The organism is Salinactinospora qingdaonensis, assembly GCF_039539445.1.
Taxonomy (GTDB): domain Bacteria; phylum Actinomycetota; class Actinomycetes; order Streptosporangiales; family Streptosporangiaceae; genus Salinactinospora; species Salinactinospora qingdaonensis.
This window is the reverse complement of record NZ_BAABDD010000050.1, coordinates 1-21,457: the sequence shown is the minus strand read 5'-3', so window position 1 is coordinate 21,457 and position 21,457 is coordinate 1. Positions and strand designations below refer to the sequence as shown.

The following is a 21,457-nucleotide window of genomic DNA, read 5'->3' as shown; positions in this document are numbered from 1 at the left end:
AGGCTAGAGCCCCACCCCAGCCACAGCCCACCCCTGGCTGCCGAGATCGCGAAGCGATCGAGGCACGAGCGACGGAAAACCGACTCTGGCCTGCTCAAACCAAATCCCCGCCATACCACAGGTCCCCTCACGCGGGGACGGTCCTTGCGCATACATCACATATAGGTCGTAGCTGGCGTGCTCCCCGCGCACGCAGGGATGGGGTGCTGGAGTCGGTCCGTTCTAGGGACTGTGGGCTGCGCGCGCACCCGCGGTGGCGCCGGCTTCGGTCGGCCCGGCGCTGTGGCGGTCACAGGGCGCTATGCTGACTAACCGTCGTCGCGCCGGTTGACGGCCACTGGTGCTGGCCGGTTGCGCGCCGGCTGTCGGCGCCGGTGCGCCACAGTGGACCGGCGTCCCTTCCTTCCCCTCGTGCGCGATCAGCGCGCCACCCCGTAACGCCCGTTCCGGCGGGAGGTGAACACATATGTGGAAGCTCGTCACGCATCCCGTGTCCCAACGCACCGACCTCGTGGCCCCGCCTGTCGCGGCGGCGCTCGCCGCGTGGCCCGGCCCCACCCCGGTCGACAAGCTCTTCGTGGCTGAGATCGACCCCGAGTTGGCCGACACCGCCAACTGTGCCGCCGCCTACGCTGTTCCGATGGAGGCTTCGGCGAACTGTGTGGTGATATCGGGCAAACGCGGCGGCACCACGACCATGGCCGCCTGCGTCGTCTTGGCGACCACGCGCGCCGACGTCAACGGCACCGTCCGCAAGCGGTTGGGCGCGCGCAAGGCGTCCTTCGCGCCGCAGCAGGAGGCGGTCGAGGTGACCGGCATGGAGTACGGCGGTATCACGCCGGTGGGGCTGCCGGCGGACTGGCCGCTGCTGGTCGACGCCGCCGTGATCGACCAGCCTTACGTGCTGATCGGAAGCGGGCTACGCCGCTCCAAGCTCGCCGTTCCCGGCGCGGTCCTCGCCGAGCTGCCCAACGCCGAGGTCGTCAAGGACTTGGCTCAGCCGGTCGAGTGAGCCTCGGCTGGGCAAGCCTGGCGTCGCTGTGAGGCGTGCGGCTATGGGGAGCTGCCATGAGGCGGTGGTGCTCCGCCGGTTGAGTGGCCGGTCGGCCCGGCAGGTTGGCGCCGTCGCGAAGCGCACGGTCCCGGCAGCCGCCATGAGAGGCTCGTGCGGTTGAGTGGCCGGTCGGCCCGGCAGACCGGTGCTACCCGCGAGGCGCCCCGACACGGGAAGCTGTAACGAGACGCTCGTGCTCTTGCGGGGCGTGATGGGTGGAGAGGTGCTGGGCACAGCCCACTCGCTGCGGTGGATGGGTCGTCAACCGCACCGTGGGATGAGCCGAGGTGTGGGGGCGGCGGTGAGGTCGCAGCCCCCGTCCGAGCGGCCGGTGCCCCTGTCGAGCGTCCCCGCCACGGTCGGCGTCGACGGTCGCCCCCTCTCTCATGGCCTCTCTCGTGGCGAGCGCCCCCCGCGCGTTTGGGTCAAGGAGAGCAAGGTGGGTGGCGTTTCCTGCTCTCGTGGCGAGTGTCCAGCCACACCCGTCTCCTGCCTTCTCGGGAGAACTCCCGACCGGCCCCGGAGTGCTCTTCGGGGGTGTCCCTGGTTTTTCACTGTGGTTTCCGCTGCCGCTCGCGCCGCGTTGAGCTGGTAACACCACCCTTGTTCCAGTTCTGGTCACTCGAAAACGGCATCAGGGCGGCGCCGCCGCGATATGTCGGGCGGAACCGGTCCGGTAAGTTTTCCGTCATACTCGTGATGATCGTCCGGATCGCGCTGGGAGCGCGGAGGCTGAGGCCGGTGCGTGGCATGCTCTGGTGTCGGGCCGGCGCGGCGGCGTGGCTTTCCGGCTAACTCAATGATTTCAATGCTCGTGTGGTCCCGTAACGCGCATCGCCGCTTCCGAATAGTGGGCGTCGAGCGTCGCCGGCCGGTGGTGACGGGTGGGGGCGCGTGGCGCGACCGGCCGCAGTCGCCGCATCGTCTGCGCCGCTGCCGGTCGATAAGCTAGGCGCGGTGGTACGCGGGGTTTGAGGGGATGAGTTCGCAATGGCAATGACGGCAGGTTTCCCCGACGACGAGGGGCTGCCGGAGCGCATCGGTCCGTACACGATCCGCCGGCGTATCGGTCAGGGCGGTATGGGCGTTGTATACCAAGCGGCGGACCCTCAGGATCGTCTCGTCGCCATCAAGGTCCTGCGTCCCGAGGTCGCCGGTGACGACACCGCCCGCGCCCGGCTGGCCCGCGAGGTCGAGACCATGCGCCGGGTGCACAGCGACAACGTCGCCGAGGTCATCGACGCCGATACCAACGCGAGTCGGCCGTGGGTCGTCACCGAGTACGTTCCCGGTCCCACCCTGGACGCCACGGTCACCGATCACGGACCGCTGCGCGGGCGCGCCCTTACCCGTTTCGTCGGCGGTCTCGCTCAGGCGTTGAAAGACATCCACGCCGCCGGTGTCATCCACCGCGATCTCAAGCCGGGCAACGTCATCATCTCCAACGGCGAGCCCATCGTCATCGATTTCGGTATCGCTCACGCCGTCGACGGCGCCAAACTCACCCAGACCGGTACCTTCGTCGGCACCCCCAGCTACCTTTCCCCCGAGGTCATCGAGGGTACCGATCTCAGTCCCGCGACTGACGTCCACGCGTGGGGCGCCACGGTCACCTTCGCCGCGACCGGCAACCCGCCCTACGGAGCGGGTGCGTTCGAGGTCATCTTCTACCGCATTCTCAACGGCGAGATCAGCATGGAGGGCATGCCGCGGGATCTACAGCCGCTCGTCCAGGCCGCGGTCTCGCGCGACATGGCCGCCCGTCCTACGGCTGCCGGGCTCGTCGCCCAGGCCGGCCGGCTCAACCTCGACCTGCCGTGGGCGGGGGAGGAGTACCAGGCCAGTGGGGTGACCGGTAAGCACACGGTGCAGGTGTCGCGTCCTGAGGAGAGCGAGTCCGCGGCCCCTGTCGCCGACGAGGTGGGCACCGTGGCCCACGGGATGGGCGCCGCCGGTGGCAGTGAGCAGCGCGACGAGTCCCCCCAGGGTGACGCCACCCACGTTTACGACCCCGAGCACACGCTGGTCGCCGGGTCGGGGGCCGACCAGACCATGGTCGCTCCCGAGGATGCCCAGCGCACCGGCCTGCTTCCGTCTGATGAGCCCGCTCACCACCACGACGTCGCCCCCCAGACGCAGTACTTCAACTCGACGTTGCGGCCTGAGGAGTTCCGCGACGTACTGCCCCCCGTCGACTATGACCAGCGTCGCCGGCCCGACCACACGTCCACGTTCCCTGCCGACGACTACGACGACGAGCACGAGCAACGCCGCGGTGGCCTGTTCGGCCGCTGGGGCGGCCGGCGCGGCGAGGATCGCCTCAGCGACTATCTCGGCTCCGACGACGACCCCTATGAGGATGCCGAGCCTCGCCGGCTGCCGTCGTTGATCCTGCTGCCGCTGCTGTTGGTCGTGTGCGGGTTGACGCTCATGGTCCCCACGGTCGGCGCGGTGGTGGGGGTGCTCGCGGCGAGCATCCTGGGGGCGCTCGACACGGTCAAGATCGAGCAGGCCCGCCGGTTGCAGACGCGGGGGCCGCGCAGCTCCGACAGCATGGTCGTCGTGTTGAGTATGCCGTGGGCGCTGGTTCGCAACACGGGACGGACGTTGCTGTACGGCTTGGGCTACCTGCTGGGCGGCATCATTGTGGGGCTCATCATCGGCTTCGCTCTCGGCAAGTCCGAGCCCAACAACGTGGGCGCCTACGCTATGGCGGTCGTGGTGTTGTTGAGCTTCCTGGGCCCCAACGGTCAGGGCACGCGGCGTCAGGCGACGTGGCTCACTGAGAACATCGGCATCCGCAACCCTTACGTCTACTGGGGCTCGATCGTCGCGATCTGCCTGCTCGCGCTCTTTTTGATCGTGTTCGGCGTGCAGGCGTCCCCCGCTTGGGACCCGATCGCCGGTCCCTCTTCGTGGTTCGCCTCGTAAGCGGCCTCGTGTGAGGCAGGGCGGGCCGCCGGTGGGCGCCGGCGCGTCCGTGCAACCACTGGTCTTCGCAGGTGGGGGCCGGACTTTACCCCTCCCGTGTTTGCCCTCTTGCTACTAATCAGTAACATCGAGGGTGGGCTGGAACAGTACATCACGCGGGAGGGGCGAGACAGGAGCGCCTAACCCGCTTTCAGATGGCGTTTTCACATTTGACAACCTTAGTTCCACGAATGTGAGCGTGTCTGCGCCGCCTGAGCAGGCGACGCCAAAGAGTGCAGGGAGGTCGGCCACCGGCCATGAATATTGTCGTTTTGGTCAAGCAGGTCCCCGATACGGCGACCGAGCGCACGTTGAGCCCGGCTGACAACACGCTCGACCGGGCGAGCTCGGACGGAGTCATCAACGAGCTCGACGAGTACGCGATTGAAGAGGCCCTGCAACTCAAAGAGAAGCACGGCGGTGAGGTGACCGTCCTTTCGGTGGGTCCCGACCAGGCGTCGGAGTCCATCCGCAAAGCGCTGTCCATGGGGCCCGACAAGGCGATCCACCTCAACGATGCGGCCCTGCACGGCTCTGACGCCTTGCAGACGGCCTACGCTTTGGCCCAGGTGCTGCGCACGATCGAGTTCGATCTCGTGGTGCTGGGGTCGGAGTCCACTGACGCGCGTACCGGTGTCGTCGGCGCCGCGCTCGCTGAGTACCTGGAACTGCCCCAGTTGACGCTGGCCAGCAAGGTCGACGTCGACGGGAGCGATATCACGATCCAACGCGCCACCGACTACGGCTATGACGTCGTCGCGGCTCAGCTTCCGGCGATCGTCTCCGTGGTCGAGAAGATCAACGACCCCCGTTACCCGTCGTTCAAGCTGATCATGGCGGCCAAGAAGAAGCCGGTCGAAAAGCTCGACCTCGCCGCCGCCGGGATCGAGGCCGACCGGGTTGGCCTGGCCAACGCCACGACCGAGACCGTTGACTTCGCCGCGGCCCCGCCGCGTGCCGCGGGCACGATCGTCAAGGACGAGGGCGACGGCGGGCAGAAGCTGGCCGCCTTCCTCGCCGAGAAGAAGTTCATCTAAGTCGGGTCCGGCGAAGACGAAAGAGGGATTGAAAGACATGGCTGAGGTCCTCGTCCTCGTCGACCACGTCGACGGAGAGGTCAAGAAGGTCACCGCCGAGCTGCTCACCGCCGCGCGCCGCATCGGTGAGCCCGCCGCGGTGTGGGTGGGTGACGGTTCCGACGGTGCCAAGGCGAGCCTGGCCGAGTACGGTGCCGAGAAGGTGTACACGGCTCCGGCCGAGCTGAACGACTACGTTGTGGCCCCCAAAGCCGAGCTGCTGGCCAAGCTGGTCGAGCAGACCTCGGCGGCGGCGGTGCTGGTCTCGGCGACCACCGAAGGCAAGGAGGTGGCCGGCCGTACCGCCGTCAAGCTCGGCTCCGGTGTGCTCACCGACGTGGTTGACGTCACCGCCGAGCTGGTGGCCGAGCACTCCATCTTCGGCGGCGCGACCATCACCCACTCCAAGGTGCGCACGGGAACGCCGGTGATCGCGGTGCGTCCCAACGCGATCCCGGCCGAGCCCGCCGAGGGGGCTGCCGCCATCGAGGAGGTGTCGGTTGAGATGTCCGACGCCGCTAAGAGCGCCAAGGTCGTCGAGCGTGTCCAGCAGGAGCAAAGCGACCGCCCCGAGTTGACGGAGGCCGCCATCGTGGTCTCGGGTGGACGTGGTGTCGGCAGCGACGACTTCTCCGTGGTGGAGTCGCTGGCCGATTCGCTGGGCGCGGCGGTGGGCGCCTCCCGCGCGGCCGTGGACTCCGGCTGGTACCCCAACCAGTTCCAGGTGGGCCAGACCGGCAAGACGGTGTCGCCCAACCTCTACATCGCGCTCGGGATCTCCGGCGCGATCCAGCACCGGGCCGGGATGCAGACGTCGAAGAACATCGTCGCGGTCAACAAGGACCCCGAGGCTCCGCTGCTGGAGATCTCCGACTTCGCGGTGATCGGTGACCTGCACAAGGTCACCCCGCAGCTCACCGAGGAGATCGAAAAGCGCAAGTAGCCCTACGTCGCCGCGTGTAACCGGCGCGGTGGCGCGGCGACGGTCCACCACGGCGGGCGGCCCCGGAGTCCGGGGCCGCCCGCCGGCCGTTGTGACCCTGGCATCGTCGAAGCTGCGGGCGGCAGCCATCGCCCATGGCAGCCCAGGAGCCGGGCGCGGCTGGCCCTGGCTCCTGGGGCCAGCGGGCTCCCCTGCGCTGCGCTGGGCACCGGTGACGGAGTTCGGCCTTTCAGCGCCGGCGGGATCGGATCGCGGCCGGCGAGAGGTGTCGGCACCCTGAAGACCGGGGCGGCCTGCGGTGTCGGTGGGGATAGCGCGGTGTTCCGGCGCTGTTCGCAGGGTCTTCATCTCCCCTGCGGAGCCGGGGGCGGTTGGCTGCCACATGGGGGATCTCCGGGCTCGGCACCGCGGTTCATTGCGGGCTGACGGCGTATCCTGAAAGGGCCATGGTTTACCTGGATCACGCCGCAACAACCCCGCTCCGCCCTGAGGTCATCGCGGAGATGACGGGAGAATTCGGGGAACTCGGCAACCCCTCGTCCCTGCACGGTGCGGGCCGGCGTGCCCGCCGGGTGGTCGAGGAGGCGCGTGAGGCGGTCGCCGACGCGCTGAACGCCACCCCGCACGAGGTGATCTTCACCAGTGGCGGCACCGAAGCCGACAACCTCGCGGTTAAGGGGCTCTACTGGGCCCGCAACCGGGCCGATTCTCGACGCCGGCGCATCCTGATCAGCGCGGTCGAGCACCACGCCGTCCTCGATCCGGCCCGGTGGATGGCCGACCACCAGGGGGCCGAGTACGAGGAGCTTCCCGTCGACGCCCGGGGACGTGTGGCTCCGCAGACGTTGCGCGCGGCGATCGAGCGCGACCCCGACAGTGTCGCGCTGGTGTCGGTGATGTGGGCCAACAACGAGGTCGGCACCCTCCAGCCGGTCATGGAGCTGGCGGCGGTGGCTGCGCGCTTCGGTGTCCCATTCCACACTGACGCCGTCCAGGCGTTGGGCGCGGTCCCGGTGGACTTTGCCGCCAGTGGGGTTTCGGCGCTCACGGTCAGCGGCCACAAGATCGGTGGCCCGGTGGGCGCCGGCGCGCTGCTGTTGGCCCGCGGGGTCGACCCGGTCCCGGTGCTGCACGGCGGCGGCCAGGAGCGCGACGTGCGTTCGGGGACGTTGATGACCCCGTTGCTGCGGGGTTTTGCCGAGGCGGCGCGGCTGGCCGCCGAGGAGCGCGAGAAGCACGCCGCGGAGTTGGCGCGGCTGCGCGGGGAGTTGGTCGAGGCAGTACGCCACGCCGTCCCCGATGTGCGGGTCAACGGCGACGCGGACAGCCGGCTACCGGGGGTGGCCCACCTGACGTTTCCCGGCTGCGAGGGTGACGCGCTGCTGATGCTGCTCGACGCCCACGGCATCGAGTGCTCCACCGGGTCGGCGTGCTCGGCGGGAGTGTCGCAGCCCAGTCACGTGCTTCTGGCGATGGGAGCCGACCCTGAGACCGCCCGCGCGTCGCTGCGGTTCTCCCTGGGGCGGGGCTCCACCGACGGCGATGTGCGCGCCTTGGGCGAGGCGATCGGTCCGGCCGTGGCGCGGGCGCGCGCGGCCCGCGCCAAGCGGCGCTGATCACTGGCCCAGGCGGCGCCGGATCGGCTTGATGATGGGCTCGATGGTCTCCCAGTGCGGATCGAGCAGCGTCTCCAGCCGGGTCCGCCCCTCTTTCCACTCGCGCACGGCCATTTCCAGCTCAGGCAGCACACCCGATTCGGGGTCGATGTAGAAGTGGAATTGGCGCTGGCCGCCGCCGGTCTGCTGTGCCAGGAGCGCGCCGTTGTCGTTTAGCAGCGAGCGCAGCCTCGTGCTGAACTCCTCCAGCGCCACGCTGGAGTCGCCCGCGGGCATCTTGTCGCTGTCGGAGTTGGCGTAGTTGACCGTGACCTGGGTGTAGAGGGTGAAGGCGGGGAAGTCGCGGCGGTGCAGCGGATGGCGCACGAGGATCTGTGTGGTGCCCCGCAGCGGGATGCGGCCCTGCAACGTGACCCAGCCGCCGCCCAGCGCGTCGGCGAGTTGCCGCACGACAGCGGGCATCGATGTGGGTGGTAGCGGGTCGAGCGGCTTTTCGGTGAGCGGGGTGACCGAGCCGATCCAGCGGATGTAGTCGTCCTCTCCCAGGGCCAGCAGCGCCACCTTCTTGGCCACGCCGACTTGGGTCTCCTCGTCGAGGAACATGAAATCCGGGTGGTAGACGCTGGCCTCGATCGTGCCGGCCTTTTGGTCCACCCGCAGCGCCACCGTGGCGTGGGCCAGGTCGAGTTCGTGGTCGTGCCACGTCAGTGAGGTGGTGAGTTGTTCGTGGTCGGCGGGGCGAGCCCCGAAGAAGCGCCACTGGGGCTCGTTGGGGGCGGCACGCCGCCATTGCTCCGCAACCACGCGGGCGTTCTCGTCGGCGCCGGCGCTGAGGATCAGCGCATAGGCGGGTTCCTCGGCAGTTTGGGAGGCGTCCTCGTCCCCGGAGAGGAGGGTCCGGGCCTCGTCGTCGAAGGAGGCGGCGAGTTCGTCCAGCCCTTGTGGGGCGGGCCGCGGGGCGGGACAGACGTCCCAGGTCAGGTTCTCGTGGAGCCGCCGGACACGTTCGGTCAGGCGTTGGGCGACCTCATCGGGGACGGCGGTCTTGGCGTCCACCGAAGCTGCGAGTTCGTCGCGGAGATCGGCCCATTGAGACCAGAATTCGTCCACGGCGACAGCGGAGTCGTTGGTGGTAGAACGACGACGACGGAACAGAGCCATACCTCGATTTTCGCAGAATCGCGCAGTGCCCCTTACCTGGAGAGCCAGGAAAACGGGTGAAAGCGGCAGAAACCACCGCTGGTTGGCCCTAGGGCCCTCCGCGGGGCCGATACGCTGGAAGGTGCTATGACTTTGCGTGTACTCGCCGCCATGTCGGGCGGCGTTGACTCCGCTGTGGCGGCAGCGCGCGCTGCCGAGGCCGGCCACGACGTTACCGGCGTGCACTTGGCGCTGTCGAAAAACCCGCAGTCCTACCGCACGGGCGCGCGCGGATGCTGCACGGCCGAGGACTCCCGTGACGCCCGGCGGGCCGCCGACATCATCGGTATCCCCTTCTACGTATGGGACATGGCCGAGGAGTTCGACCGCGATGTGGTCCAGGACTTCGTCTCGGAGTACGCCGCGGGCCGCACCCCCAACCCGTGCATGCGCTGCAACGAGAAGATCAAGTTCGCCGCGGTGCTCGACCGCGCGGTGGCGTTGGGCTTCGACGCGGTGTGCACCGGCCACCACGTGCGCAAGATCGACGGCCGGCTGTGCCGCAGCGTCGACGAGGCCAAGGACCAGTCCTATGTGCTGGCCGTGCTCACTTCCGAGCAGATCTCTCATGCCATGTTCCCGTTGGGCGACTGCACCAAGTCCGAGGTGCGTGCCGAGGCCGACCGCCGTGGCCTGACGGTGGCCGACAAGCCCGACAGCCACGACATCTGCTTCATCGCCGACGGCGACACCGCCGGTTTCCTCAACGACCGGTTGGGCAACGAGCCGGGGCCCATCGTCGACGAGTCGGGTGAGGTGCTGGGCAGCCACTCCGGCGCGCACGCCTTCACGGTGGGCCAGCGCAAGGGGCTCAACCTCGGCGGCGCGACCAACCGTCGCTACGTGCTCTCCATCGAGCCGGTCAACAACACGGTGCGGGTGGGGCCGCGTGAGTCCCTGGCGGTCGACGAGATCATCGGGGAGCGTCCGGTGTGGAGCGGCTGCGCGCCGCTCGCCGCGCCGTTCGCCTGCCGGGTGCAGTTGCGCGCCCACGGCGAGGTGCACGAGTGCCACGCCTGGCAGCGCGGTGAGGAGTTGGTGATCCACCTCGCCGAGCCGGCGACCGGCGTGGCCACGGGGCAGGCTGCCGTGCTCTACGACGGCGACACAGTGTTGGGCTCAGCCACAATCGCCGGCACCGGGCGGGTCTCCCAGGAGGCCGCGTCCGCCTCGGCGCTGTAGCGGCCCCGCCCCTCACCGGCGCAACACGGGGTGTATGCGTGCTCGCACCGTCCCCCTATCGCCTTCGCTCCACTCGGAGGTTAGGTTAGGCATGGCATAGTTCCCAAGATGAGGGGGCGGCGGATGGGATCGTCGTACGGGTTCCTCGAAGGGCTGCCCTTCTGGGGGGTCTACCTTTCCCTGTTCTGCATCGTCTTCGCCCGAACCCAACTCATCTACTGGGCCGGCAGGGGCATCGGGGCGGGTGTGCACCGCTCCCGGATCGCCGCTCGGCTGGGCGACCGGCTGACCCGGGCCGAGCGGCTGATCAACCGGTTCGGAGCGCCGGCCGTCACGCTGTCGTTTGCCACCGTGGGCCTGCAAACCGCCGTGAACCTGGCCGCCGGCGTGATGCGGATGGGCTACATCCGCTATCTCGTCGCGCTGTTCTTCGGCTCTCTCATCTGGGCCACGCTCTACAGCCTCGGCGGGGTCGCCGCGATCACCGCCTGGTGGTCGCTCTTTCTCAGTTCGCCCCTGCTAGCGGTGGCGGTGGCCGTGCTGCTGGGTGCGGCCGTGATCCTGCTTGTGTGGCGCCGCCGGAGCGCCCGCGGCGCCGAGCCCGGAGACGACAACGACGACAGCGAGCGGTCCCAGCAGCCGCTGGGAACCTAAACCGGCACGCGGACAAGGTGTAGCCGGCTATGGCGAATATGCTGAGCCACCGTGAGTGAGCAGTTGAATTACCCCTGGCCCCCGGCGAGCGCGACCGGAGTCGGCTCCTTCCCCGGCACCGACCCCGACGAGGCGATGCGGATCATCGCCGGCGAGCTGCCGGATCTGGTCCACCTGCCGGAACTGCCGGCGCGCGGCCCCGGCGCCGACATGATCGGCCGTAGCGCCGCCCTGCTGGTGGAGTTTCCCGTCGAGGCCCAGCCCTCCGGCTGGCGCGTGGCGCAGCGCCCCGGCCGCGACCTCAGACGCGCCACCAGCTACCTCTCCTACGACCTCGACGTCTTGGAGGAGCACGCCGGCGACTACACCGGCCCGCTCAAGATCCAGCTCGCCGGGCCGTGGACACTGGCGGCCGGCATCGAGCTGCGCAGCGGCGAAAAACTCCTGGCCGACGCCGGCGCCGTCGCCGACCTGTGTGCCTCCCTGACCGAGGCGATCGGCAGCCACATCGCCCGCGTACGGGCGCTGGTGCCCGGCGCCCGCCCGCTGGTGCAGCTCGACGAGCCCTTCCTGCCGGCTGTACTGCGCGGCACGGTCCCCACCGCCAGCGGCTATGCGACGCTGCGCGCCGTGGAGCCGGTCACGGTGGAGGAGCGCCTGCGCACGGTTTTCGCCGCCATTGCCGACACTGCGGCCATCCCGGCCGTCCACTGCTGCGCCCCCGCCGTTCCGGTCGATCTGCTGCGCCGCAGCGGCGCCCGCGTCCTGGGGGTAGACGCCACTGCGCTGCGTCAGGACAGCGACGAGGCGATCGGCGAGGCCGTGGAGGAGGGGGTAGGGCTCTTTCTGGGCACCGTCGCGAGTACCGACACGCATCTGTCCGAACCTGCCACTAACGTCGGTCCTATACGTGAGCTGTGGCACCGTCTCGGGTTCGACCCGGAACTGCTGGCCCGCGCGGTGGTCGTCACCCCCACCTGCGGGTTGGCCCACGCCTCACCCGGCTACGCCCGCGCGGCGTTGGCCGCCTGCGTGGCGGGAGCGAGGGTGCTCCACGAGGAGCCACGGCTGTGAGAGTCACAGCCGGTGCCGGTAGTCCGGTGCCGGCGTGAGTGGAAGGACGTGCCCACTGTGAGTGAGCAGGAATCGGCCATGGTCGAGGGGGTCCCGGCGAAGGTACGCGAGCGTCACGCCGCGCTGTCCCAGGACATCGACGACTACAGTTACCGCTACTACATGGGCGCGCCCATCATCCCCGACGCCGACTATGACGCGCTCATGGCCGAGCTACAGGAGTTGGAGCAGCACTACCCCTCGCTGATCACCCCGGACTCGCCCACCCAGAAGGTGGGGGCGCCCATCAGCAACGAGTTCGCCCCCGTCGAGCACCCCGAGCGCATGGAGAGCCTGGACAACGCCTTCAGCCCCGAGGAGCTGCTGGCCTGGGCGCAGCGGGTGGAGGGCGAGACCGAGGTCGGCGCCTACCTGTGCGAGCTCAAGATCGACGGGTTGGCGGTGGATCTGCTTTACGAGAACGGGCGCTTGGTGCGGGGAGCCACCCGTGGCGACGGCCGCGTGGGTGAGGAGATCACGCTCAACCTGCGCACCATCGACGCCATCCCGGTCCATCTCGACGACTCCACCGAGCCGGTGCCGGAGCTGCTGGAGGTGCGCGGGGAGGTGTTCCTGCCGGGCCAGGCGTTCAAGGAGCTCAACGCACGGCTGGCCGCCGACGGCCAAGACGAGTTCCGCAACCCGCGCAACGCCGCGGCGGGCTCGCTGCGCCAGAAGGACCCGCGGGTGGCCGCCACTCGGCCGCTGACCATGCTGGTTCACGGGGTGGGCGCGCACCGGGGGGTCTCCTTCACCCACCAGTCGCACGCCTACGAGCTGCTGCGGGCGTGGGGGCTGCCGGTCAGCGACCGCTACCGCGTCGTCGGCTCGCTCGACGAAGTGCGCGACTACATCGACTACTACGCCGAGCACCGCCACGAGCCCGACTACGAGATCGACGGTGTGGTCGTCAAGGTCGACGAGGTCTCCACCCAGCGCCGCCTGGGCTCGACCAGCCGCGCCCCGCGGTGGGCCATCGCCTACAAGTACCCGCCCGAGGAGGTCACCACCAAGCTGGTCGATATCCGGGTCAATGTCGGGCGCACCGGCCGGGTCACCCCCTACGGCGTTATGGAGCCGGTCATGGTCGCCGGTTCGGAAGTGGAGTTCGCCACACTGCACAACGCCGAGGAGGTCGAACGCAAGGGCGTCCTCATCGGCGACACGGTCATGCTGCGCAAGGCCGGCGACGTGATCCCCGAGATTCTGGGGCCGGTGCTGGAGCGCCGCGACGGCTCAGAGCGCGCCTTCGTCATGCCCGAGACCTGCCCGGAGTGTGGCACGACCCTGGGGCGGCAAAAGGAGGGCGATGTCGATCTGCGCTGCCCCAACGCCCGTTCCTGCCCGGGACAGCTCCGGGAGCGGCTGTTCTACGTGGCCAGTCGCAAGGCGCTCGACATCGAGACGCTGGGCTATGTGGGCGCCACCGCGCTGACCCAGCCGCTGGAGCCGGCCAAGCCGCCCCTGGCCGACGAGGGCGACCTGTTCTTCCTCACCGTAGACCAGCTTTTGCCGATCAAGACGCTGGTCCTCGACCCCGACACCACCGAGCCCAAGATCGACCCCGACACCGGCGAACCCAAAGTCGTCACGTTCTTCGCCAACAAGGACGGCGAGCCGAAGAAAACGGTGGAGAAACTGTTCGAGGAGTTGGAGGCGGCCAAACAGCAGCCGTTATGGCGGGTGCTGGTGGCGCTGTCGATCCGCCACGTCGGCCCGCGTGCCGCCGAGGATTTGGCTCGCCACTTCCGCTCCATCGACGCCATCGCCGCCGCCAGTGAGGAAGAACTTCTCGCCGTCGACGGGGTCGGCCCCACGATCGCGGGGTCGATCATCGAGTGGTTCTCCGTTGACTGGCACCGCGACATCGTGGCCAAATGGCGGACCGCCGGTGTTCGGATGCAGGAGGAGGGCGACCTTGGGCCGCGCCCGCTGGAGGGGCTTTCCGTGGTGGTGACCGGCTCCCTGGAGGGGTTCAGCCGCGACACCGCCAAAGAGGCGGTGCAGCACCGCGGCGGGCGCGTGACGGGCTCGGTGTCGAAGAAGACCGATTTCGTTGTGGCCGGCGAGAGCCCTGGGTCGAAGTACGACAAGGCCCGCCAGCTTGGCGTGCCGATTCTCGATGAGGAGGGGTTCGAGATCCTGCTACGACACGGGCCGGATGTAGCCAGGGCGCGGAGCGGCGTTGCCGATGAAGCCGAGGATCACGAAGAGTAGTAGCGGCATCGCCCTAGAGTGGAAAGGGGGGAAGTAAGGTACTCCCCCGTTGGTGCACAGGGCTCTACGATGTGCAGTCACCAGGCTACCTGTCGCAGTATTCTGGGGCGAATCGGGCGATTCTCTCAGGTAGTGCTTAGTTTACACAAAGTCGCTTATCGGCGACACTTGGTGATTAGGCCACATAAACTATCTGGGGTGGATATGTCTGTAACACACGAGGTGGCGGTACCCATCGCGCACACGGCCACAGTTGTGGGGACGAGTTTCGAGTGACCAACCCGAGGACGTTATGAAGGATCCCAACAACACCCGGGATGTTGGCCCCCGGGCCGGGACGCCGCTGTGGCTGTATCTGGCCAGCACAACGGTGGCCGGCTGCGTCCTCCTTGGCGTCTCCGTCATGTGGCTGGGCGTCGAGCAGCTCTCCTCAGTCATGGCTCAGCCGCTGGTGTGGGTGATCCTGTGCGTAGTGATCATCGGCGAGCTGCGCCCGATCGTGTTGCCCAAGACTCCCCGTGACAACGGCCATCCCACCTCCCTGCCGTTCTCCTTCGGGATGGTCATCTTCTACGGTCTGCCCATAGCCGGTCTCATCCAAGCCATCGCCACCGTCATCGCCGGGGTCGCGCGGGGACACGCGCCGCACCGCATGGCGTTCAACCTCGCCCAGTACACGCTGAGCTTCGGCGTGGCCGACGGCGTCATCCGGCTGCTCGGGGCACGTCCCGAGGCCGGCCCATGGGTTCCCGGCGGCGTTGGCCTGCTCATCATCGCCCTGGCCGGTGCGGCTTACTTCGTCACCAACCTGCTGTTGGTGGAGTGCGCCGTAGCCATGCACGAGCGCGCGCCGCTGCACCGCGTGTTGGCCAAGGACTTCGGCCAGCGCGTGTTCGTCGCCACCGTGCTGTTGAGCCTGGCGCCGCTGGTGGTCGTGGCCATGGACCACTCGGCGTGGCTCGTCCCCCTGTTCAGCTTCCCCCTCGTCGCCCTGTACAGCAGCGCCTCACTGTCGGTCAAACGCGAGTACCAGGCCAACCACGACGAGCTGACCGGTCTGGCCAACCGCAAACTCCTCATCCTGCGCACTCAAGAGGCGCTCAGCGACGCCCAGCAGCGCAAGCAGCGCGTGGGCCTGCTGCTGCTCGACCTTGACCGGTTCAAAGAGGTCAACGACACCCTCGGCCACCCCACCGGCGACCGGTTGTTGCAAAACGTCGCCTACCGCCTCACCCACAGCGTGCGCCCCGGCGACCTCGTGGCCCGCCTCGGCGGCGACGAGTTCGCCGTGTTGCTGCCCCAGGTGCGTGACGCCGCCTCCGCGCGCGAGGTCGCCGCCCGGCTGCGCGTGGCGCTGGCCGAACCCATGCGACTCGACGGCATGGACTTCGATCTTGAGGCCAGTGTCGGCATCGCGCTGTACCCCAACCACGCCCCCGACTTCGAGCTGCTCATGCAGCGCGCCGATGTGGCCATGTACGTCGCTAAGGAGCGGCGCACCGGTGTGGAGCTGTACGCCCAGCACAAGGACCGCAACTCCACCGCCCGGCTAAGCCTGTTCAGCGAGTTGCGCCGCGCGCTGGTCGAGAACGAGCTGGAAATGTTCTACCAGCCCAAGCTCAGTTTGGAGGAGCGTCGCGTCGTGGGCGCGGAGGCGCTGGTGCGCTGGCGCCACCCGCAGCGGGGCATTCTCGCCCCCGGCGAGTTCGTGCCGCTGGCCGAGCAGTCCTACCTCATGCGCAGCTTCACCCACGAGGTCATGGAGCAGACCCTGCCCCAGATCGCCCGCTGGTGGGCCGAAGGGGTGCGGGTTCCCGTGGCCGTGAACCTGTCCGCGCGCGAACTCCTCGACCCCACCCTGCCCGAGATCGTGGCCGCCGGTATGCGTCGCCACGGCGTCGAGCCCAGCGCCCTGCAAGTGGAGATCAGCGAGCGCGTCATGGTCGCCGAGAGCGAGGCGATCACCCCCACCATCCTGGCGCTGGCCGAGCTTGGGGTCTCGCTCTCCCTCGACGATTTCGGCACGGGCTTTTTCACTCTGGCCCGGCTCAACGGGCTGCCGGTCCAGGAGATCAAGATCGACGAGTCGTTCGTGAGCGGCGTGGTCGACACCCCCCAGGAGCGCGTCATCGTCGCCTCGGCCATCGACCTCGTGGGCACCTTGGGCATGCGGGCCGTGGCCGAGGGGGTCGAGAGCGAGCCCGTGGCCAGCGCCCTGTGCGGCATGGGGTGCTCCGCCGCCCAGGGACGGTTCTTCGCTGCGCCGCTGGACGCGGTGGCCGCCACCCAGTGGATGCTGGAGCACGGCCGTCTCGGCGCGATATCCCAGGAGCACACCAGCCAGGCGGGGTGAGCGGTCCGTCCTCGCCCTCGATCTCCACGACAAGGGAAAAGAACCGCTGAGAGCCCACAACGCGGCAGTATGGCCCCTCCCCACGCGCCCGCTCCGTCAATACGGCGCCGATGGCTGGACACGGCCATAGGATTGAAGCTGTCCGCGTTCGTCGAGCGGCCCGCCGCGGTGGCAGGCCCACGCGCTATCACCGCCGCGCGCGCAGCCCAACTCCTACGATCGGATCTGTCCGAGTCCGCACAAGAAACGGTTTGCACTTCATGTCCGCCATCACCCGCGATGAGGTCGCGCATCTCGCCCGGTTGTCGCGGCTGGCGTTGCGCGAGGACGAACTCGACCACCTCGCCGCGCAGTTGGATGAGATCATCTCCGCTGTGGCCAAGGTCCAGGAGGTCGCCCAGGGCGACATCCCGCCGACCTCGCACGCCCTGCCGCTGACCAACGTCTACCGGCCCGACGAGGCCACCCCCGGACTGCCCCCCGACCAGGCGCTGGCCGGAGCACCCGCGGTGGAGGACAGTCGTTTCCGCGTGCCGCAGATCCTCGGGGAGGAAGAGTGAGCGTCACCGACATCCTGAGCATGACCGCGGCGCGGCTCGGCGAGGCGATCAGCGCCGGCGAGGTCTCCTCGGTCGATGCCACCCGCGCCTACCTAGATCAGATTTCCCGGGTCGACGGCGAGATCAACGCTTTCCTGCACGTGGACGAGGACGCCGCCCTGGCTCAGGCTCGCGCTGTCGATGAGCGCCGCGCCGCAGGCGAGGAGTTGGGGCCGCTGGCGGGCGTACCGGTGGCCCACAAGGACGTCTTCACCACCACCGACATGCCCACCACGGCCGCGTCGAAGATCCTGGAGGGCTGGCAGCCCCCCTACGACGCCACTGTCACCGCGCGGCTGCGCGCGGCGGGCATGGTCATCCTGGGCAAGACCAACATGGACGAGTTCGCCATGGGCTCCTCCACGGAGAACTCCGCATTCGGGGTGTCGCACAACCCGTGGGACGTTTCCCGCATCCCCGGCGGCTCCTCGGGCGGCTCGTCGGCGGCGGTGGCCGCGTTCGAGGCGCCGGTGGCCACCGGCACCGACACGGGCGGCTCCATCCGCCAGCCTGCGGCGGTGTGCGGTCTGGTCGGCGCCAAACCCACCTACGGCGGCTCGTCGCGCTACGGGTTGATCGCTTTTGCGTCCTCGCTGGACACGCCCGGCCCGATCGCGCGTAACGTCCTTGACGCGGCGCTGCTGCACGAGGCGTTCTCCGGCCACGATCCGCGCGACGCCACGTCCGTGGACGCACCCGTGCCGCCGGTGGTCGAGGCGGCCCGCCGCGCCGATGTGGCCGGCCTGCGGGTCGGGGTGGTGCGCGAGCTGAGCGGCGAGGGCTACCACCCGGGCGTGCTGGCGCGGTTTAACGAGACGGTCGAGACGCTGGAGTCGCTGGGCGCCAAGGTCGTCGAGGTGTCGTGCCCGAGTTTCACCACGGCGCTGTCGGCCTACTACCTGATCGCGCCCAGCGAGTGTTCCTCCAATCTGGCGCGTTTCGACGCCATGCGCTACGGGCTGCGCGTGGGCGACGACGGCACCCGCAGCGCCGAGGAGGTCATGTCGCTGACCCGCGCCGAGGGCTTCGGCCCGGAGGTCAAGCGCCGCATCATGCTGGGCACCTACGCGCTGTCCAGCGGCTACTACGACGCTTACTACGGCTCTGCCCAGCAGGTGCGCACCCTGATCAAGCGCGACTTCGAGGCCGCGTTCGAGAATGTGGACGTGCTGGTCTCGCCCACGACGCCCACGACGGCTTTCCCCATCGGCGAGCGCGCCGACGACCCGATGGCGATGTACCTGGCCGACCTGTGCACCATCCCGACCAACCTGGCCGGTAACGCGGCCCTGTCGGTGCCGGCCGGTCTCTCGCCCGACGACAACCTGCCGGTGGGCGTGCAGATCATGGCCCCGGTACTGGCCGATGACCGCGCCTACCGCGTGGGCGCCGCTCTGGAAGCCGCCCGCAACGACACCTGGGGCGGCACCGACCTGATCAGCAAGAGCCCCTACAGTCCCCAGGCGGGGTGAGAGCTGCTGTAGTGGCTTTGGCGCTCGGTCCTGAAGAGCCAGCGTATGCGGCAGTCTGTCTTAGGGAAACGTCATGGCCAAGGGCCACGGATCGATAGAGTTCTTCCGGGAAGTACCGGCAAGAATCCCCCATTGGCACCGATGGGGGATTCTTGTGTGAGCGGGACGATCAAGTGCTGAACGCATCGCGCTGACCAGGGGGGCCTGCCGCAGTACGATCCGTAGTTGGAAAGTATGGGAATGTTGCAGCGTGCCCCCGTTTCGGCGGGGGTGCTGCTGTTTTCAGTCCTGCTCCACCGGGATCATATAGGCCAGTTCGTAGCGATCCGGTGGCACGATGATGTCGGCTGTCTCCACCGGCCGTTGCTCGGTGTAGTAGGTGCGCTGGATCACGAGCACCACGGTGCCACGGCTGAGACCGAGTTGCTCGGCTTCGCCTTCGCTGGCCGGTCGCGCGGTCACGATCTCGGTGACATGGACGATGCGCTGTCCGATCTCGCGCATCCGTTCCACCACGCCGCGGCCGGCGTGTGGTCCCTCCTCGGGAAGTACGACCGACGTGGCGCGCGTGATCTCCAGTGGCTCGTAGCTGGTGGACAGCATCACCGGTTCATCATCGCCGGTGAAGGTGTAGCGCGTACACATGACCGGATCGTTTGGTTCGATCGCAAGCCGCCCGGCGATATCTTCTGGCGCGTTGGTGGATTCCGAGGAGCACTCCCAGCCACCGCGAACCGCCTGAGCGGCCATGTCGGCGCGGAAAGGGCTGCCATCACGCGCCTCGCGGTACCAGCTCCGGGTGAGCCGACGTAGCGGCGGGCGCGCTCGCACGTAACTGCCCGAACCCGTACGCGAGACAACGTAGCCCTCAGCAACGAGTTGCTGCACCGCGTCAGCCGCCACGCGCGGCCCCACCTCGAACTCCGTTGCCAGCGCCTGGCGCGAGGGAAGTCGAGCCCCGGGGGGATAGTCCCCGGCGATGATGCGCTGCCGCATCTCGTCGGCGATGCGCTGGTACGTCGGGCGGCTCACGGGCACTCCTCAGCAAAGAAATCTGGGAAATCTGCACGAACAGCTTGACAAACCTGTGCGTGCCAAAACAAGCTGAACGTGCTGATTCTATATCTGCACGTACTGATTTTGGGGTGGCTATGGGACAGACGATCACTCTGCCAGCGATCGCAGCCATGGCGCCCGTGGCCCGATGCGGTATCGCTGGGCTATTGGCCGGGGCCGACCGCCATGACGATGCCGTCCTCATCGCGACGGAGTTGGTTACCAGAGCCATTCGCGCCAGTGTCGGCGATGTCGTGATCCGTGTACACGATCTCAATGAGATCCGCATCGAGGTTACGGACCAGCGAGGACGCCACCCTCGGCTCGACACGATCCTCGTTGAAGACGACGCTCCATACGGGCTCGCCATCGTTTCAGCGCTTGCTGATGAGATCGGCTCCGTGCGTCACCGGTCAGGTGACTGCACGATGTGGGCGCTCTTGCGTCCGCTCCATTCCCATCTTTCCCGCTGGCCTTCCCAGACGGCTTAACTCTGAGGAGTTTGGTGATGCGACTCGCCTGGCCTGTTGGGGCCTGTCTGCTCGTGCCTCTTGTTCAACTACTGTTCGTGCCGGATGGGCGACGCTGTGCCTGGTCTGGCTGGTTGTCGGTCTCTGGTGATAGCCCGGCCGTGCCTTCGGCGCGTGCGTCGCGGGTGCGTTCCTATGTGGCCGGGTTGGGGGTGGTGCCGCCGGATTACGCCCGGTTTTGTGGGCTGCATGCCCGTCATCGGCTGACCTGGCGCCTGACATACGAGCCGGAGCAGGTGGTGCCCTATCGCGCGCACCACCGCGCCGAGGAAGGGCTCGTGCTGGCCGCGAGCACGCTCGATGATCTGGCGTTCGCGTTGGAGGAGTTCACCGCCCCGATCCACGCCCACAGCGGGGAAGAACCGGTGGCGCGCTTCACGATTCAACCCGCCCGGGAGGTGGACCGGTGATGCGCGATCCTCGGGAGGGCGATCAGGTGTGTCACCTGCGTCGGGTGGCCGATGCGTTGGTGGTGGGTACCCAGGAGCGGGCCTTGTGGTTGGGCCGGGTGCGCCAGACCTCGTTGGCGTTGTTGACCCATCTGGCCGATCAGTACGGCAACGCCTGCACCCAACCCCGCCCCGGCTCGGCCCATATCCGACAGTGGCCCGGTACGCCCCGACGCCGCACCAGGGCGTGGCCGTGTATCCGCCCGGCGGGCCACACCGGTATCCATGTGGATGCCACCGGCCACGCCTGGCCCCCCGGTCAGACGGGGGAGGAGCGGTGAGCCCGGTGGATGCGGCCCTGGCCCGCCTGCACCACCGTTTCCCCGGCGCCACCATCTGGCACGGCAGCCACACCCGCCAATGGTGGGCACTCCTGCCCGGCCACCCACGCCTGCTGGAAGCAGCCACCCCGCAGGCCCTCGAACGACTGATCACGGCTGTGCTGGGCACCCGGCACCACCACGGGTGGAACCCCCGCACCCGCGAGCAGCCCGGCGGCCAGAGCCCCCAGGGGCGCGACCCCCGCACCCGCGCCCAGTCCACCCGCGACCGCGAGCCAAGCCCCCGCGACCGGTACACCCACGACCGGTACACCCATGAGCGGCCTGGCGAAGGTCTGGGCGAGGGGTGGGTGCGGGTACCGCGCCGGCCGGCCCGGCCACCTCGCCCCGGCGAGCCACCGGCCAGACCCACCGGTAGCACCACAACCAGCACAACCACGTCACGGTCTGCGGCGGTACCGGTTCGGCCGATCCAGCCGCGGCACCGCCGGCGCCGCACCCCCGCCCCCTCCTAACCGGGCCGAGCAAAGAGCACGATCCCTCAGGGCCGCACTGGAACACCCCCTGTCAACGTCGCCCGAAAGTGGACCACTGGGCGACGGATGAATGTTGACCACCCTCCACCACCAGTTTCTTCTCATCGCTTGGTCGTCCAGGCTCAGGTGCGGTTTCCGCCTGAGGGAGGTATCCGG

At 68.7% G+C, this 21,457-nt stretch carries 18 protein-coding genes; 16 read left to right on the top strand and 2 right to left on the bottom strand.

Annotation, left to right across the window (positions count from 1 at the left end; genetic code table 11):
* Window positions 1-466 precede the first annotated feature (466 nt).
* From ABD848_RS24280 to ABD848_RS24260, 5 genes are all read left to right on the top strand, one after another.
* The gene (locus ABD848_RS24280) at window positions 467-1,012 is read left to right on the top strand and encodes a YbaK/EbsC family protein (RefSeq protein WP_344977310.1); all 546 of its coding nucleotides are present in this window, start codon (window positions 467-469) and stop codon (window positions 1,010-1,012) included.
* A 1,032-nt stretch (window positions 1,013-2,044) separates the two neighbouring features.
* Entirely contained in the window at window positions 2,045-3,985 is a 1,941-nt protein-coding gene (locus ABD848_RS24275) for a serine/threonine-protein kinase (protein WP_344977307.1), read from the top strand.
* 296 nt (window positions 3,986-4,281) lie between these two features.
* Window positions 4,282-5,061: an electron transfer flavoprotein subunit beta/FixA family protein gene (locus ABD848_RS24270; RefSeq protein ID WP_344977304.1), complete on the top strand. Its 780-nt coding sequence runs from the start codon at window positions 4,282-4,284 to the stop codon at window positions 5,059-5,061.
* 37 nt (window positions 5,062-5,098) lie between these two features.
* Entirely contained in the window at window positions 5,099-6,043 is a 945-nt protein-coding gene (locus ABD848_RS24265) for an electron transfer flavoprotein subunit alpha/FixB family protein (protein WP_344977301.1), read from the top strand.
* Window positions 6,044-6,489: 446 nt separating this feature from the next.
* Entirely contained in the window at window positions 6,490-7,659 is a 1,170-nt protein-coding gene (locus tag ABD848_RS24260; RefSeq protein WP_344977298.1) for a cysteine desulfurase family protein, read from the top strand.
* On the opposite strand, the gene ABD848_RS24255 is transcribed toward ABD848_RS24260, so the two are convergent.
* A complete protein-coding gene (locus ABD848_RS24255) occupies window positions 7,660-8,820 on the bottom strand; it encodes a DUF695 domain-containing protein (protein ID WP_344977295.1) in 1,161 nt (386 codons plus the stop codon).
* Between the two features lie 126 nt (window positions 8,821-8,946).
* Here ABD848_RS24255 and mnmA point away from each other — a divergent pair, with 126 nt between their 5' ends.
* The 7 genes from mnmA (at window position 8,947) to gatA (ending at window position 18,449) form a co-directional block, all read left to right on the top strand.
* The gene (gene mnmA / locus ABD848_RS24250) at window positions 8,947-10,041 is read left to right on the top strand and encodes a tRNA 2-thiouridine(34) synthase MnmA (RefSeq protein WP_344977292.1); all 1,095 of its coding nucleotides are present in this window, start codon (window positions 8,947-8,949) and stop codon (window positions 10,039-10,041) included.
* Between the two features lie 123 nt (window positions 10,042-10,164).
* Window positions 10,165-10,695, top strand: coding sequence for a DedA family protein (locus tag ABD848_RS24245; RefSeq protein WP_344977289.1), 531 nt, complete (start codon window positions 10,165-10,167; stop codon window positions 10,693-10,695).
* 51 nt (window positions 10,696-10,746) lie between these two features.
* Window positions 10,747-11,769 carry a methionine synthase gene (locus ABD848_RS24240; RefSeq protein ID WP_344977286.1) on the top strand — a complete coding sequence of 341 codons (1,023 nt, stop codon included), beginning with the start codon at window positions 10,747-10,749 and terminating at the stop codon, window positions 11,767-11,769.
* Window positions 11,770-11,847: 78 nt separating this feature from the next.
* On the top strand, window positions 11,848-14,025 hold the full coding sequence (gene ligA / locus ABD848_RS24235; protein ID WP_425567696.1) for an NAD-dependent DNA ligase LigA: 2,178 nt from the start codon (window positions 11,848-11,850) through the stop codon (window positions 14,023-14,025).
* A gap of 292 nt (window positions 14,026-14,317) precedes the next feature.
* A complete protein-coding gene (locus tag ABD848_RS24230; RefSeq protein ID WP_344977280.1) occupies window positions 14,318-16,378 on the top strand; it encodes a putative bifunctional diguanylate cyclase/phosphodiesterase in 2,061 nt (686 codons plus the stop codon).
* A gap of 260 nt (window positions 16,379-16,638) precedes the next feature.
* Window positions 16,639-16,938, top strand: a complete 300-nt coding sequence (gene gatC, locus ABD848_RS24225; RefSeq protein ID WP_344977278.1) for an Asp-tRNA(Asn)/Glu-tRNA(Gln) amidotransferase subunit GatC — start codon at window positions 16,639-16,641, stop codon at window positions 16,936-16,938.
* Between the two features lie 20 nt (window positions 16,939-16,958).
* Window positions 16,959-18,449 carry an Asp-tRNA(Asn)/Glu-tRNA(Gln) amidotransferase subunit GatA gene (gene gatA / locus ABD848_RS24220; protein WP_344977313.1) on the top strand — a complete coding sequence of 497 codons (1,491 nt, stop codon included), beginning with the start codon at window positions 16,959-16,961 and terminating at the stop codon, window positions 18,447-18,449.
* A gap of 282 nt (window positions 18,450-18,731) precedes the next feature.
* Here gatA and ABD848_RS24215 read toward each other — a convergent pair whose 3' ends face one another.
* Window positions 18,732-19,481 carry a GntR family transcriptional regulator gene (locus tag ABD848_RS24215; RefSeq protein WP_344977275.1) on the bottom strand — a complete coding sequence of 250 codons (750 nt, stop codon included), beginning with the start codon at window positions 19,479-19,481 and terminating at the stop codon, window positions 18,732-18,734.
* A gap of 119 nt (window positions 19,482-19,600) precedes the next feature.
* On the opposite strand from ABD848_RS24215, the gene ABD848_RS24210 reads away from it, so the two are divergent.
* The 4 genes from ABD848_RS24210 to ABD848_RS24195 all read left to right on the top strand — a co-directional run bounded on the left by ABD848_RS24210 (window position 19,601) and on the right by ABD848_RS24195 (window position 21,280).
* Window positions 19,601-19,996 (top strand): ATP-binding protein, encoded by a 396-nt coding sequence (locus tag ABD848_RS24210; RefSeq protein WP_344977272.1) that lies wholly within the window; start codon window positions 19,601-19,603, stop codon window positions 19,994-19,996.
* A 140-nt stretch (window positions 19,997-20,136) separates the two neighbouring features.
* Window positions 20,137-20,445 carry a hypothetical protein gene (locus ABD848_RS24205; protein WP_344977269.1) on the top strand — a complete coding sequence of 103 codons (309 nt, stop codon included), beginning with the start codon at window positions 20,137-20,139 and terminating at the stop codon, window positions 20,443-20,445.
* A complete protein-coding gene (locus ABD848_RS24200) occupies window positions 20,445-20,765 on the top strand; it encodes a hypothetical protein (protein WP_344977266.1) in 321 nt (106 codons plus the stop codon). The genes ABD848_RS24205 and ABD848_RS24200 overlap by 1 nt, the downstream gene beginning before the upstream one ends.
* A complete protein-coding gene (locus ABD848_RS24195) occupies window positions 20,762-21,280 on the top strand; it encodes a hypothetical protein (protein WP_344977264.1) in 519 nt (172 codons plus the stop codon). Before ABD848_RS24200 ends, ABD848_RS24195 begins: the two co-directional genes overlap by 4 nt.
* The last annotated feature ends 177 nt before the right edge of the window (window positions 21,281-21,457 follow it).

Bases quoted from the DNA above. Each gene is read 5' to 3' on its own strand.
- ligA (WP_425567696.1), top strand. From the start codon at position 11,848: ATGGTCGAGGGGGTCCCGGCGAAGGTACGCGAGCGTCACGCCGCGCTG.
- ABD848_RS24210 (WP_344977272.1), top strand. From the start codon at position 19,601: ATGGGACAGACGATCACTCTGCCAGCGATCGCAGCCATGGCGCCCGTG.
- ABD848_RS24230 (WP_344977280.1), top strand. From the start codon at position 14,318: ATGAAGGATCCCAACAACACCCGGGATGTTGGCCCCCGGGCCGGGACG.
- ABD848_RS24200 (WP_344977266.1), top strand. From the start codon at position 20,445: ATGCGCGATCCTCGGGAGGGCGATCAGGTGTGTCACCTGCGTCGGGTG.
- ABD848_RS24245 (WP_344977289.1), top strand. From the start codon at position 10,165: ATGGGATCGTCGTACGGGTTCCTCGAAGGGCTGCCCTTCTGGGGGGTC.
- gatC (WP_344977278.1), top strand. From the start codon at position 16,639: ATGTCCGCCATCACCCGCGATGAGGTCGCGCATCTCGCCCGGTTGTCG.
- ABD848_RS24280 (WP_344977310.1), top strand. From the start codon at position 467: ATGTGGAAGCTCGTCACGCATCCCGTGTCCCAACGCACCGACCTCGTG.
- ABD848_RS24265 (WP_344977301.1), top strand. From the start codon at position 5,099: ATGGCTGAGGTCCTCGTCCTCGTCGACCACGTCGACGGAGAGGTCAAG.
- ABD848_RS24275 (WP_344977307.1), top strand. From the start codon at position 2,045: ATGGCAATGACGGCAGGTTTCCCCGACGACGAGGGGCTGCCGGAGCGC.
- mnmA (WP_344977292.1), top strand. From the start codon at position 8,947: ATGACTTTGCGTGTACTCGCCGCCATGTCGGGCGGCGTTGACTCCGCT.
- gatA (WP_344977313.1), top strand. From the start codon at position 16,959: ATGACCGCGGCGCGGCTCGGCGAGGCGATCAGCGCCGGCGAGGTCTCC.
- ABD848_RS24260 (WP_344977298.1), top strand. From the start codon at position 6,490: ATGGTTTACCTGGATCACGCCGCAACAACCCCGCTCCGCCCTGAGGTC.
- ABD848_RS24255 (WP_344977295.1), bottom strand. From the start codon at position 8,820: ATGGCTCTGTTCCGTCGTCGTCGTTCTACCACCAACGACTCCGCTGTC.
- ABD848_RS24270 (WP_344977304.1), top strand. From the start codon at position 4,282: ATGAATATTGTCGTTTTGGTCAAGCAGGTCCCCGATACGGCGACCGAG.